Source organism: Streptomyces sp. NPDC008317, from assembly GCF_042955955.1.
In the GTDB taxonomy this organism is placed as follows: Bacteria; Actinomycetota; Actinomycetes; order Streptomycetales; family Streptomycetaceae; genus Actinacidiphila.
Map to the genome: position 1 here is coordinate 710325 of NZ_JBIBFQ010000004.1, position 12457 is coordinate 722781.

General features: G+C 72.7%; 8 protein-coding genes. 6 read left to right on the forward strand and 2 right to left on the reverse strand.

Annotated elements, in window-relative coordinates; all coding sequences use genetic code 11:
- Positions 1–67 precede the first annotated feature (67 nt).
- From ACFY9V_RS16440 to ACFY9V_RS16465, 6 genes are all read left to right on the forward strand, one after another.
- The gene (locus ACFY9V_RS16440) at positions 68–355 is read left to right on the forward strand and encodes a hypothetical protein (RefSeq protein WP_355348291.1); all 288 of its coding nucleotides are present in this window, start codon (positions 68–70) and stop codon (positions 353–355) included.
- A gap of 94 nt (positions 356–449) precedes the next feature.
- A complete protein-coding gene (locus tag ACFY9V_RS16445; RefSeq protein WP_355348294.1) occupies positions 450–1274 on the forward strand; it encodes a hypothetical protein in 825 nt (274 codons plus the stop codon).
- 1 nt (position 1275) lies between these two features.
- Positions 1276–3261 carry a fumarate reductase/succinate dehydrogenase flavoprotein subunit gene (locus ACFY9V_RS16450; protein ID WP_391161666.1) on the forward strand — a complete coding sequence of 662 codons (1986 nt, stop codon included), beginning with the start codon at positions 1276–1278 and terminating at the stop codon, positions 3259–3261.
- Positions 3258–4025 (forward strand): succinate dehydrogenase/fumarate reductase iron-sulfur subunit, encoded by a 768-nt coding sequence (locus tag ACFY9V_RS16455; protein ID WP_355348299.1) that lies wholly within the window; start codon positions 3258–3260, stop codon positions 4023–4025. The genes ACFY9V_RS16450 and ACFY9V_RS16455 overlap by 4 nt, the downstream gene beginning before the upstream one ends.
- Before the next feature lie 190 nt (positions 4026–4215).
- A complete protein-coding gene (locus ACFY9V_RS16460; protein ID WP_391161667.1) occupies positions 4216–6270 on the forward strand; it encodes a TPM domain-containing protein in 2055 nt (684 codons plus the stop codon).
- Between the two features lie 111 nt (positions 6271–6381).
- On the forward strand, positions 6382–7098 hold the full coding sequence (locus ACFY9V_RS16465) for a PspA/IM30 family protein (RefSeq protein WP_391161668.1): 717 nt from the start codon (positions 6382–6384) through the stop codon (positions 7096–7098).
- A gap of 37 nt (positions 7099–7135) precedes the next feature.
- On the opposite strand, the gene ACFY9V_RS16470 is transcribed toward ACFY9V_RS16465, so the two are convergent.
- On the reverse strand, positions 7136–9679 hold the full coding sequence (locus ACFY9V_RS16470; RefSeq protein ID WP_391161743.1) for a SpoIIE family protein phosphatase: 2544 nt from the start codon (positions 9677–9679) through the stop codon (positions 7136–7138).
- Between the two features lie 212 nt (positions 9680–9891).
- A complete protein-coding gene (locus ACFY9V_RS16475; protein WP_391161669.1) occupies positions 9892–12420 on the reverse strand; it encodes a SpoIIE family protein phosphatase in 2529 nt (842 codons plus the stop codon).
- Positions 12421–12457: the final 37 nt, after the last annotated feature.

A 12457-nucleotide genomic window follows, 5' to 3' on the forward strand; every position in this document is an offset into this window, starting at 1 on the left:
CACTTCCAGGCGCGGCAGCGTCATCAACCGCATCACCCCCGCACGGCGGAGAAGGTGAGGCATCCGTATGTCCCTGCAAGACGATCTGACGTCGGTCACCCGGCGGCTCGACGATTTGATGCGCTGCGTCGGGCGGCTGGACGAGCACGTGGGCGACAGCCTGGACATGCGCAGGGTGCGGGCCGACGCGGCCCATCTGCGGGAGAGCCTGGCTCTGCTGCACGAGGCCGTCCCGACAACCGCGGGCATCCGCAAGGTCGAGATGGTGACGATCCCGGACGCGCCGTACGACCGCGGCCTGTGGGCCGACGCGGAGGACGAGGGGCTGGGCTCGCCGCACCGGCACGCGCCGTAGCGCGCGGCACCGGCCCGCGGCGGCCGTACCACCCCCGCACCCCTCGGCGCCCGCACCCGGCGGCGTCCCCTCCCCCGTTCCTTCGGAGTCCTCCTTGGCCACCGGAACCACCCCCTCCCCCACCGCGCGCCGCGGCGTCCTGACGCCGGGGCGCGCGGCCATTTCCGAACGGCATCTGCGGACCGACCGGTGGTGGGTGCCACCGCTGGTCACCGCGCTCGGCCTGGCGGCCTTCGTCGTCTACTCGACCTGGCGGGCCTTCGCCAACAGCCACTACTACGCGGCGCCCTACGTCTCGCCGTTCTACTCGCCGTGCCTGGCGTCGAACTGCGCGGACATGAAGGGCGGCGCCAACTGGCCGCTGTTCGGCGACTGGTGGGGCCTGTCACCGGCCCTGCTGGTGCTGGTCTTCCCGCTCGGCTTCCGGCTGACCTGCTACTACTACCGCAAGGCGTACTACCGGGGCTTCTGGGCCTCGCCGCCCGCCTGCGCGGTCGCCGAACCGCACGCGAAGTACACCGGCGAGACGCGGCTGCCGCTGATCCTGCAGAACGTGCACCGCTACTTCTTCTACTTCGCGCTGCCGGTGGCGGGCATCCTCACCTACGACACGGTGCTCGGCTTCCGCGACGAGCACGACCGCTGGGGCCACATGGGTCTGGGCACGGTCGTCCTGCTCGTGAACATCATCCTGATCTGGGCGTACACGCTGTCGTGCCACTCGTGTCGGCACATCATGGGCGGCAAGCTCAGGCACTTCTCCGCGCACCCGGTGCGCTACCGCCTCTGGGGCTGGGTCGGCGTCCTGAACGGCCGTCACATGCTGCTCGCCTGGTCGTCCCTGATCAGCGTCGGCCTCACCGACCTCTACATCTATCTGGTCTCCAGCGGCGTATTCGACGATCCGAGGTTCTTCTGAGATGACACAAGTCGAACGGCACGCGTACGACGTGGTCGTGGTCGGCGCGGGCGGCGCCGGGCTGCGGGCCGCGATCGAGGCCCGGGAGCGGGGCATGCGTACCGCCGTGATCTGCAAGTCGCTGTTCGGCAAGGCCCATACGGTGATGGCCGAGGGCGGCATCGCGGCCAGCATGGGCAACGTCAACTCCGGTGACAACTGGCAGGTGCACTTCCGCGACACCATGCGCGGCGGGAAGTTCCTCAACCACTGGCGGATGGCGGAGCTGCACGCCAAGGAGGCTCCCGACCGGGTCTGGGAGCTGGAGACCTGGGGCGCGCTGTTCGACCGCACCCCCGACGGCAAGATCTCGCAGCGCAACTTCGGCGGCCACGAGTACCCGCGGCTGGCACACGTCGGCGACCGTACGGGCCTTGAGCTGATCCGCACCCTCCAGCAGAAGATCGTCTCGCTCCAGCAGGAGGACTTCGCGGAGACCGGCGACTACGAGTCGCGGCTGAAGGTCTTCCAGGAGTGCACGGTCACCCGCGTGCTCAAGCAGGACGACAAGGTCGCGGGCGTCTTCGGTTACGTGCGCGAGTCCGGGCGGCTGTTCGTGATCGACACGCCCGCGGTGGTGCTGGCGACCGGCGGCATCGGCAAGTCCTTCAAGGTGACGTCCAACTCCTGGGAGTACACCGGCGACGGGCACGCGCTGGCGCTGCTGGCCGGGGCGCCGCTGATCAACATGGAGTTCATCCAGTTCCACCCGACCGGCATGGTCTGGCCGCCGTCGGTGAAGGGCATCCTGGTCACCGAGTCGGTGCGCGGCGACGGGGGGGTGCTGCGCAACAGCGACGGCAAGCGGTTCATGTTCGACTACGTGCCGGACGTCTTCAAGGAGAAGTACGCGCAGTCCGAGGAGGAGGCCGACGGCTGGTACTCCGCCCCTGACACCCACCGCCGACCGCCGGAGCTGCTGCCCCGCGACGAGGTGGCGCGCGCGATCAACTCCGAGGTGAAGGCCGGGCGCGGCACCCCGCACGGCGGCGTCTTCCTCGATGTGTCGACGCGGCTGCCCGCCGAGGAGATCAAGCGGCGGCTGCCGTCGATGCACCACCAGTTCAAGGAGCTGGCGGACGTCGACATCACCGCGGAGCCGATGGAGGTCGGCCCGACCTGTCATTACATGATGGGCGGCGTCGACGTGGACCCGGACACCGCCGCGGCGCGCGGGGTGCCGGGGCTCTACGCGGCGGGCGAGGTCGCGGGCGGCATGCACGGCTCCAACCGGCTGGGCGGCAACTCGCTCTCCGACCTGCTGGTCTTCGGCCGCAGGGCCGGGCTGCACGCGGCGCGGTACGCGGCCTCGTTCGTCGAGGGCGCGCGTCCCGTCGTACCCGAGGAGCAGATCGACACCGCGGCGGCCGAGGCGCTGCGGCCGTTCAGCGCGGAGGACGCGGACGCGGCGGAGGCCGCCGGGGGCGCGCAGGCGGGCGGGGGCGCGCAGGCGGGCGGGGCGCGGCCCGCGGAGAACCCGTACACCCTGCACCAGGAGCTCCAGCAGGTGATGAACGACCTGGTGGGCATCATCCGGCGCGGTCCCGAGATGGAGGACGCGCTGAACCGGCTGACCGGGCTGCGGGCCAGGTCGCGGCGGGCGGGCGTCGAGGGGCACCGGCAGTTCAATCCCGGCTGGCACCTGGCGATCGACCTGCGGAACATGCTGCTGGTCAGCGAGTGCGTGGCGCGTGCCGCGCTGGAGCGGACCGAGAGCCGCGGCGGCCACACCCGCGACGACCATCCGGAGATGGACCGCGCCTGGCGCAAGGTCAATCTGGTCTGCGAGCTGACCGACCCCACCGGGGGCCTGGCCGCCACCGACCCCGACCACGGCCAGATCGGTCTGCGCCGGCGCGCGACGGACCCGATCCGGGGCGACCTGCTCGACCTCTTCGACAGGGACGAGCTGCTCAAATACCTGACGGACGAGGAGCTCGACGGGTGAGTTACGAAGCGCACTTCAAGGTGTGGCGCGGTGACGCCGAGGGCGGCGAGCTGCGCGACTACCAGGTCGAGGTCAACGACGGCGAGGTCGTGCTCGACATCATCCACCGCCTCCAGGCCACCCAGGCGGGCGACCTGGCGGTCCGCTGGAACTGCAAGGCGGGCAAGTGCGGGTCGTGCAGCGCGGAGGTCAACGGACGGCCGCGGCTGATGTGCATGACCCGCATGTCGGTCTTCGCACCGGAGGAGACGATCACGGTCACCCCGATGCGGACCTTCCCCGTCGTGCGCGACCTGGTCACCGATGTCTCCTTCAACTACGACAAGGCCCGGCAGGTCCCGGCCTTCGTGCCGCCGAAGGGGGTCGCGGCCGGGGAGTACCGGATGCAGCAGGTCGACGTGGAGCGCTCGCAGGAGTTCCGCAAGTGCATCGAGTGCTTCCTGTGCCAGGACACCTGTCATGTGGTGCGCGACCACGAGGAGAACAAGACGTCGTTCGCCGGGCCGCGCTTCCTGATGCGGATCGCGGAGCTGGACATGCATCCGCTGGACGCGGCCTCCGAGGCCGGTCTGACCCGCGCCTCGTCCGCGCAGGAGGACCACGGGCTCGGCTACTGCAACATCACCAAGTGCTGCACCGAGGTGTGCCCGGAGCACATCAAGATCACCGACAACGCGCTGATCCCGCTCAAGGAGCGGGCGGTGGACCGTAAGTACGATCCGCTGATCTGGCTGGGCAACAAGATCCGCCGCCGCGGCGAGTAGCTCCCCTCTCCCCTGCCTGCCTGCCCGCCCCGCGCGGGGCGGGCAGGGGGAGCAGGCGGGCGGGGCTGGCGGGGCGGGCTGGCGGGCTGGCGGGAACGGAACTCCGAGTCGCGCTCCGGACACACCGGACATAGCCTCCGAAAAGGAGCACGCGGCAAGCGGCCGTGGCGCGGCGAAGGGCGCGGTACGCATGCGGCGACTCGCGGGAATCGTTGCGGCGCTCGGCGCCCTGATGCTGCTGTCCGGCGCGCCGTCGGCACGGGCGGACGACCCGATCACGCTGTCCAGGTCCGGCCAGATAACCGACAAGGTCGGCGCACTGGGCGACCGGCAGCCGCAGGTCGTCACGGCGCTGGACGGCCTCTACCAGAAGCAGCGCGTCCAGCTCTTCGTGGCGTACGTCCGCACCTTCTCCGGCCGCGCTCCGCAGGACTGGGCGAACGCGACCGCGACCAAGAACGGCCTGGGCCAGCGGGACGTCCTGCTGGCGGTGGCCACCCACGACCGGCAGTACGCGGTCTCCGCCGACCAGGACTCCGGCCTGACCGCGGCCCAGCTCAACGAGGTCAGCAGCCAGGCCGTCGAGCCCGCGCTGCGGCAGAACGACTGGGCGGGCGCCGCGATCGGCGCGGCCACCGGCTACGACGCGGTCCTCAGCGGCCTTCCGGTGACCGTCCCCTCGATCACCCCCGGCACCGCGGACCCGGGCGGCAGCGGGGCGCCCCCGGGCGACTCCGCGGCCGACCTGTGGATTCCGGTGGTGGCCGTCGGCGCCGCGGGCGCGGTCGGGGTGTGGGCGTTCCGCAGGAAGCGCGGCCCGCGGCAGCCCGCCCGCCCGGCGCCCGGCGAGCGCGGCTGGGGCGCCCCGCAGCCGACCCCGCTGCCCGAGCTGGACTCGCAGGCCAAGCATCTGCTGGTGGAGACCGACGACGCGGTCCGCACCAGCCAGGAGGACGTGGGCTTCGCGGCGGCGCAGTTCGGCGAGGAGGCCGCGCGGCCGTTCGCCGAGGCCGTCGAGTACGCCAAGACCGAGCTGACCGCGGCCTTCCGGCTGCGGCAGCAGCTCGACGACGCGATACCCGAGGACGACGCGACCCGCCGGCAGATGCTGGACGAGATCCTGTCCCGCTGCACCCAGGCCAACCGGCGGCTGGACGCGGAGTCCGAGGCGTTCGACCGGCTGCGCGCCCTGGAGGCGAACGCGCCGGAGGTGCTGGAGCAGGCCGAGGCGAAGGCGGCGGCGCTGCCGAGCCGGATCGACACCGCCGAGGCGTCCCTGGCGCCGCTGGCGCAGAAGTACGCGGACGCCGCGCTCGACCCGGTCACCGGCCACCCGGCAGAGGCCAGGGACCGGCTGGAGTTCGCCCACGCCAGCCTCGTACAGGCCAGGGCCGCCGTCGGCACCGACCACGGCAAGGTCGCCGTGTACGTACGGGCCGCCGAGGGCGCGCTGGACCAGGCGGTCATGCTCACCGACTCCGTCACCCGAAGGGCCCAGGAGCTGGCGGAGGCCGACGGGAAGCTGCGGGACGCGCTGACCGAGGCCGACACCGACCTCGCCGAGGCCCGCGGCCTGCTCGACGGCACCGCCGCCGGGGTCTCCACCGCCGACCTCCAGGGCAGGATCGCCCGCGCCGAGACGGTCGTGGCCGACGTACGGCAGGAGCTGGCGGCGGGGCGCTACGACCCGATCGCCGGGCTGCGCCGGGTCGAGGAGGCGGACGCGGCGCTGGACGAGGCGCTGGCCGGGGCCCGCGAGCGGGAGGTCAGCGAGCAGCGGGCGCGCGGGCTGCTGGACCAGGCGCTGCTGGGGGCGCGCAGCGAGGTGGCCGCCGCCCGCGACATGGTCACCACCAACCGCGGCGCGGTCGGCAGCCAGGCCCGTACCCGGCTCACCGAGGCGGAACGGCGGCTCCAGCAGGCCGAGGCGCTGGCCGGTTCCGACGCGGCGGGCGCGCTGGCGCACGCGCAGGAGGCGGACCGGCTGGCCCGGCAGGCGCAGGACGCGGCCCGGCGGGACGTCGGCGGGTACGGCGGGGGCTTCGGCGGGCCCGGCGGCCGGCGCTCCGGCGGCGGCATGGGCGGCGCGGTGCTCGGCGGGATCATCCTCGGCGAGATCCTCGGCGGCGGGCGCGGCCGGGGAGGCGGCGGCTTCGGCGGGGGCTTCGGGGGCGGCGGCTCGGGGCCCGGCAGCTTCGGCGGCGGCCAGACCCGCGGCCGGATGGGCGGCGGCGGCCGTTTCTGAACTCCCCTGACTCCCCTTCTATCCGGCCCCTTCCTTTCCGGCCCCCTACTTTCCGGCCCCTCTTTCCGGCCCTTTCTGGCTCACGGATACGGACACGCAAGGAGTACGACCATGACGAAGCAGACCGTCCTCGGCCGGGTGACCCAGCTCGCCAAGGCCAACATCAACGCCCTCCTCGACCAGGCCGAGGACCCGCAGAAGATGATGGACCAGCTCATCAGGGACTACACCACCAACATCCGCGAGGCCGAGGAGGCGGTGGCCACCACCATCGGCAATCTGCGGCTGATGGAGCAGGACCACGCCGAGGACGTCGCGGCGGCCAAGGAGTGGGGCGACAAGGCGCTGGCGGCCAGCAAGAAGGCCGACGAGCAGCGCGCCTCGGGCAACGCCGCGGAGGCCGACCGTTTCGACAACCTCGCCAAGATCGCGCTGGGCCGTCAGCTCCAGTCCGAGAAGGAGGCGCGGATGGCCGAGCCGACGATCGCCTCGCAGAACGAGATCGTGAGCAAGCTCAAGTCCGGCCTGGACTCGATGAAGGCCAAGCTGGGCGAACTCCAGGGCAAGCGCGACTCGTTGGTGGCGCGCGCGAAGTCCGCGCAGGCGCAGAACCAGATGATGGACGCGGTCAAGAACATCGACGTGCTCGACCCGACCAGCGAGCTGGGCCGCTTCGAGGACAAGGTGCGGCGCGAGGAGGCCAGGGCCAAGGGCAAGGAGGAGCTGGCCGCGTCCTCGCTCGACGCGCAGTTCGAGTCGCTGGACGCGCTCGGCGACAGCGCGGAGATCGACGCGCGACTGGCCAAGCTCAAGGACCGCGCGGCCTGACCGCCGAGGGCCGTCCGCCTGCCGCGCGCGGCAGGCGCTAGAACATGCTCAGCAGTTCGTCCACCGAAGGACCGCTGGAGTGGGACTGCTCGCCGGGCAGGGCGAGTTCGAACCAGACGGTCTTGCCGCGGTGGGTACGGCGGCTGCCCCAGCTCTCGCTGAGCATGGTGACCAGTTGCAGGCCGCGCCCGCCCTCGTCGGTGTCACGGGCGCGGCGGCGGCGCGGCTGCACCAGGGCGCTGTCCCACACCTCGCACACCAGGGTGCGGTCCAGCAGCAGCCGCAGTCGTATGTCGCCGTAGCCGTGCCGCAGCGCGTTGGTGACCAGCTCGCTGACCAGCAGTTCCGTGGTGTCGACCAGGTCGCCGAGCCCCCAGCTCAGCAGTTGCTCGCGGGCCAGCTCGCGGGCCCTGGCCACCGACGTGGGGCGCGGTTCCAGCGTCCAGTCGCCGACCTGCTCCGCGGGCAGACCGCGGATTCTGGCCATCAGCAGGGCGATGTCGTCCTCGCCGTGCGCGGTGTCCAGGGTGGCCAGCACGTGGTCGCAGATGTCCTCGAGCGGCCTCGGCGGCCCGGCCAGCGAGTCCCGGAAGGCGTCGAGGCCCTCGTCCAGCGGGTGGTTGCGGGACTCCACGAGACCGTCGGTGTACAGGGCGAGCAGCGCGCCCTCGTTCAGCTCGACCTCGATCTCCTCGAACGGCTCGCCGCCGACGCCCAGCGGCACTCCCCTGGGCACTTCGAGCAGCAGCGGCGACTCGCCCGACTCCACGACGACCGGCGGCAGATGGCCCGCGTTGGCGATCGTGCAGCGCCGGGTGACCGCGTCGTAGACCACGTAGATACAGGTGGCCAGGTAGACCTCGGACAGGTCGGCGCCGCCGCGGTCCTTGGCCCGGCGGGTGCGGCCCTGGTTCGGGGAGCCGAGGCCGTTGGCCACTTCGTCCAACGCGCCCAGCACTTCGGCGGGTTCGAGGTCGAGCGCGGCCAGGGTCCGTACGGCGGTGCGCAGTTCGCCCATCGCGACGGCGGCGCGCAGGCCGCGGCCCATCACGTCGCCGACCACCAACGCGGTGCGGTGGCCCGGCAGTTCGATGACGTCGAACCAGTCGCCGCCGACCTCGGTCTCCATGCTGCCCGGCAGGTAGCGGCAGGCGATGTCGAGGCCCGCGGCCTCGGGGTCGTCGGGGGGCAGCAGGCTGCGCTGGAGGATCAGCGCGCGCTCGTGCTCGCGCCGGTAGAGCCGGGCGTTGTCGATGAACACCGCGGCGCGGGCGGCCAGTTCCTCGGCGAGCATCCGGTCGCGGTCCACGAACGGCTCGCTGCCCTTGGCGCGGGAGAACTGCACCAGCCCCAGTACGGTGTCGCGGGCGACCATCGGCACCACGAGCGTGGACTGCACGAGGGTGCCGCCGAGGTCGGGCCCCCCGTCGCCGTCGATCACCTGCGGCTGCGCGGTGCGCAGCGCCCGCGCGCTGGCGGAGCTGAAGCGGTAGCGGTGCACGGCGCCGACCGCGACCGGGCCGTCCGCCACATCGTCGTCGTCCCCGGCCATCGCTATCGGCGCGTCCGACACGGAACTGGCGAACGCCACCCGGCGCACGTCCCCGCTGCCGTCGGTGGTGCCCGTCAGATCCTCGGCGCCGGACAGCAGGGCCTGGTAGAGGTCGACGGAGGCGATGTCGCAGAAGTGCGGGACGGCGACGTCCAGCAGTTCGCGCGCGGTGGTCTCCAGGTCGAGCGAGGTGCCGATACGGGCGCCCGCCTCGTTGAGCAGCGCGAGATTGCGGCGGGCGTGCGCGGCCTCGCGCTCGGCTCGCTGACGTCCGGTGACGTCCATCGCGAGTCCCGCGACGCCGATCGGCCGCCCGGTGCCGCTGTGCAGCCGGTACAGCGACATCGACCAGCGCCGCCGCCCCGGATCGCCGGGCACGGTGCCGACCAGCGGCATGTCCAGGACGGGCTCGCCGGTCTCCAGCACCTGGCGCAGCGCGGCGCTGAGCCGGTCGGCCTCGACGCGGGAGAGGAAGTCGTGCGGGCCGCGGCCGTGGTTCTCCTCGGCCTCACGGCCGAAGACGGTCGCGAAGCGCTCGTTGACCCGGATCAGCCGCAGGCTGGTGTCGAAGAGCACGAAGCCCATCGGCGACTGCCCGAACACCGCCTGGGAGGCGGCCAGATCGGTCTCGATCTGGCGCAGCGTGGCGACGTCGACCGCGATGCACAGCGCGCCGTGGTCGGCGGGCATCACGTAGACCTCGGCCAGGCCCTGGCCGCCGGAGGCGTCCCGGTACGGCACGAGTCCGGTCCACTCGTGGCCGTCGAGGATCTCCGCGAGGCGCTCGTGCGCGCGCTCGCGTACGTGCTCGGGCGCGAAGGCGTTCACCGGGTCGCGGCCGAGCGCGCGTTCTGCCGGTACGCCGAAGAACTGCGCGGCCCGCGCGCTCCACTGGTCGATCCGGCCGTCACCGTCGAGCGAGAACGACGCCACGCGTATGTAGTCGTAGAGCGAACCGGGCGGACTCGACTGCCAGACCGCGTCGACCGCGTCCGTGTCGTCTCGGGGCGGTACCGCCCTCGCTGGCATGTCGCTCACTCGCCCGACCCCTCCAGCTCAGCACACATGGACCGGTTGGAGCCGAGTATTCAGCATGAGGACCGTCCAGCACACGGTCTTGTCGATCACAGCATCATCTCGGCTCCTGGGGTACGGGGACCGTCCCCGGGACAGCGCGGTCACACCCCTCGCTCCCGCGTCTTCGGCATACCCGGCACAGCTCCCGTGAATCATCGCGCGCGTCACGGCAGAGCCAGTTCGAACCAGACGGTCTTTCCGAACGGTCCGTGACGCGTTCCCCAGCGCCGTGAGGCCCGTGCGACCAGTTGCAGACCACGGCCGCCCTCGTCCTCCAGGGTGGCGATCCGCTCGCGCGGCGGGTCCGGCAGCGGGTCGGAGACCTCCACCAGCAGCGAGCCGCCGCGCACCATCCGTACACCGATCGGTCCGTGCGCGTACCGCAGCGAATTGGTGACCAGCTCGCTGACCAGCAGCATCGTGACGTCGGTGAGCTGCGCGAGACCCCATTCGACCAGGGTGTCACGGACCCGGCGGCGCGCCAGCCGGACGGCGCTGGGCTCGGCGGGGAACGTCCAGGAGGCGGTGGATCCGGCGGGCAGCCCGCCGAGCCTGGCCATCAGCAGCGCCACGTCGTCGGGCTCGCGGCCCGGCTGCATGATGGCGAGCACGTCGTCGCAGGAGTCCTCCAGTGAGGGCAGCGGGCGGCACAGCGTCTGGCGCAGCCGTTCCAGGCCCTCGCCGATGTCCTGGCCGCGGGTCTCCACCAGGCCGTCGGTGTAGAGCACGAGGACCGTGCCGTCGGCGACCGCAAGCTCCGTGGTCTCGAAGCGGACGCCGCCGACGCCCAGGGGGACGCCGGAGGGCAGCTCGACCAGTCGGGCATGGCACTCGTCCGGGTGGGCGCCGGTTTCCTCGCCGCCCGGCGCCCGCGTGACGGGTTCGACCAGGACCGGCGGCAGGTGGCCCGCCTGCGCGATGGCGATCCGGCGCGTCGAGGGGTCGTAGACGGCGTAGACGGCGGTGGCCATCCAGCCCTCGGCCTGGCCCTGCGCGAGGTCGTCGCCCAGCTCGTTGACCCGGCGCAGCAGCTCGTCCGGCGGCATGTCGAGCCCGGCGAGCGTCCGTACGGCGGTACGGAGCCGGCCCATGGTGGCCGCCGCGCCCAGGCCGTGGCCCATCACGTCGCCGACGACGAAGGCGACCCGGCCCCCGGCCAGCGGGATCACGTCGAACCAGTCGCCGCCGACCTCCGCGCCGCTGCTGCCGGGCACGTACCGGAAGGCGACGCCGACGCCGGGCGGTTCCACGACGCTCTGCGGGAGCAGGCTGCGCTGGAGCATCAGGGCGCCCTCGCGCTCGCGGACGTAGAGCCGGGCGTTGTCCAGGGCGGCGCCCGCGCGGTTGGCCAGCTCCATCGCGAGGGCCAGGTCGTCGTGGTCGAACGGCTCGCGCTCGCGAGCCCTGCTGACCACCAGCAGGCCGAGGACGACGCCGCGGGCCCGCAGCGGCAGCACGAGCAGCGAGTGGACGCCGAGCGCGATGGCCGCGCGCACCTTCGGGTCGCCGGGGAAGGTGGTGGCCAGCAGCTCCTCCTCCGAACTCACCATCCGGGGCTGCCCGGTGATCAGCACCGTGCCGAAGATCGACTTGCGGGTGAAGCGGATCGGCTGCCCGGTCAGGATCATCCGCTCGACCTCGGGCCCCCAGCGCACCGCGCCCGTGCCGAGCTGCCGCATCGGGGTGTTGTCGCCGTACGGCGCGGTCGGCAGCTCGCCGCCGTCGGCGACCTCGGCGTGCAGGATCACCCCGGAGTAGTCGCTGAAGGTCGGCACGACGGCGGCGGCCAGCGCCTCGGCGCACCGGCGGACGTCCAGCACGTTCGCGATCCGGGTGCCCACGTCGTTGAGCAGCGCCAGCCGCCGCCGGGCCCGCTCGACCTTCGCGGCGGCCTGCACGCGCTCGGTCACGTCGATGACGGTGGCGCTGATCCCCAGCACCCGCCCGGCCCGGTCGACCAGCCGGTGGTACGACAGCGAGCGGTGGCCGCGGCCGTGCGGCGCGTACGTGACCAGGTCGATCACCGGCCGTCCGGTGGCCAGGACGTCCCGCTGGAGCGCGGTGAGGTCGGCGGCCGACCGCTCGTCCAGCACCTCCTGCACGGTGTGGCCGATGTGGTCGGCGACGGGCCTGCCGTTCATCGCCGCCAGCGCCTCGTTGAGCCGTACGTAGCGCAGGTCGCGGTCGAAGATGGCGACGCCGAGAGGTGAGGAATCGAAGAGCGAGTCGAGGGCGGCGAGGTCGTGCTCCAGCGTCCGCAGGCGGCTCGTCTCGACCATCGAGGCCAGGACGAAGGGGCGGCCGTCGCCGTCGACCAGCAGCGAGGCACGGGTCTCCACCTGGACGGTGTGGCCGTCGCGGTGCCGCAGCGAGAGGATGCCGTCCCAGCGGCCCCCTCGCAGCAGGTCGGCGAGGATCTGCTCGGCGGGGCTGGGGTCCGGCATCCGCGGGATCTCGTCCGGCCCGCGCCGCGGGGAGTGTCCCGGCGGGCTCTCGGGCGGCCCGAACAGTCCGCCCACCCGGCGGCCCACGATGTGCTCCCCCGCCCAGCCCAGCACTTCCTGTGCCAGGGGGCTCCACAGCAGCACCCGCCCCGACGTGTCCAGCATGACGACCGCCACCCGCAGCGTGTCGAGCAGCGTCCCCGTGCTCTTTCCCCGCCCCTCACCCCACGACTCCGGATCGGGATCCATATCCGGATGATGATGCCGATGCGGCCGCCCCACCGCC

Coding starts and splice junctions, on each gene's coding strand:
- ACFY9V_RS16450 (WP_391161666.1), top strand. CDS start 1,276: ATGACACAAGTCGAACGGCACGCGTACGACGTGGTCGTGGTCGGCGCG.
- ACFY9V_RS16460 (WP_391161667.1), top strand. CDS start 4,216: ATGCGGCGACTCGCGGGAATCGTTGCGGCGCTCGGCGCCCTGATGCTG.
- ACFY9V_RS16440 (WP_355348291.1), top strand. CDS start 68: ATGTCCCTGCAAGACGATCTGACGTCGGTCACCCGGCGGCTCGACGAT.
- ACFY9V_RS16475 (WP_391161669.1), bottom strand. CDS start 12,420: ATGGATCCCGATCCGGAGTCGTGGGGTGAGGGGCGGGGAAAGAGCACG.
- ACFY9V_RS16465 (WP_391161668.1), top strand. CDS start 6,382: ATGACGAAGCAGACCGTCCTCGGCCGGGTGACCCAGCTCGCCAAGGCC.
- ACFY9V_RS16470 (WP_391161743.1), bottom strand. CDS start 9,679: ATGCCAGCGAGGGCGGTACCGCCCCGAGACGACACGGACGCGGTCGAC.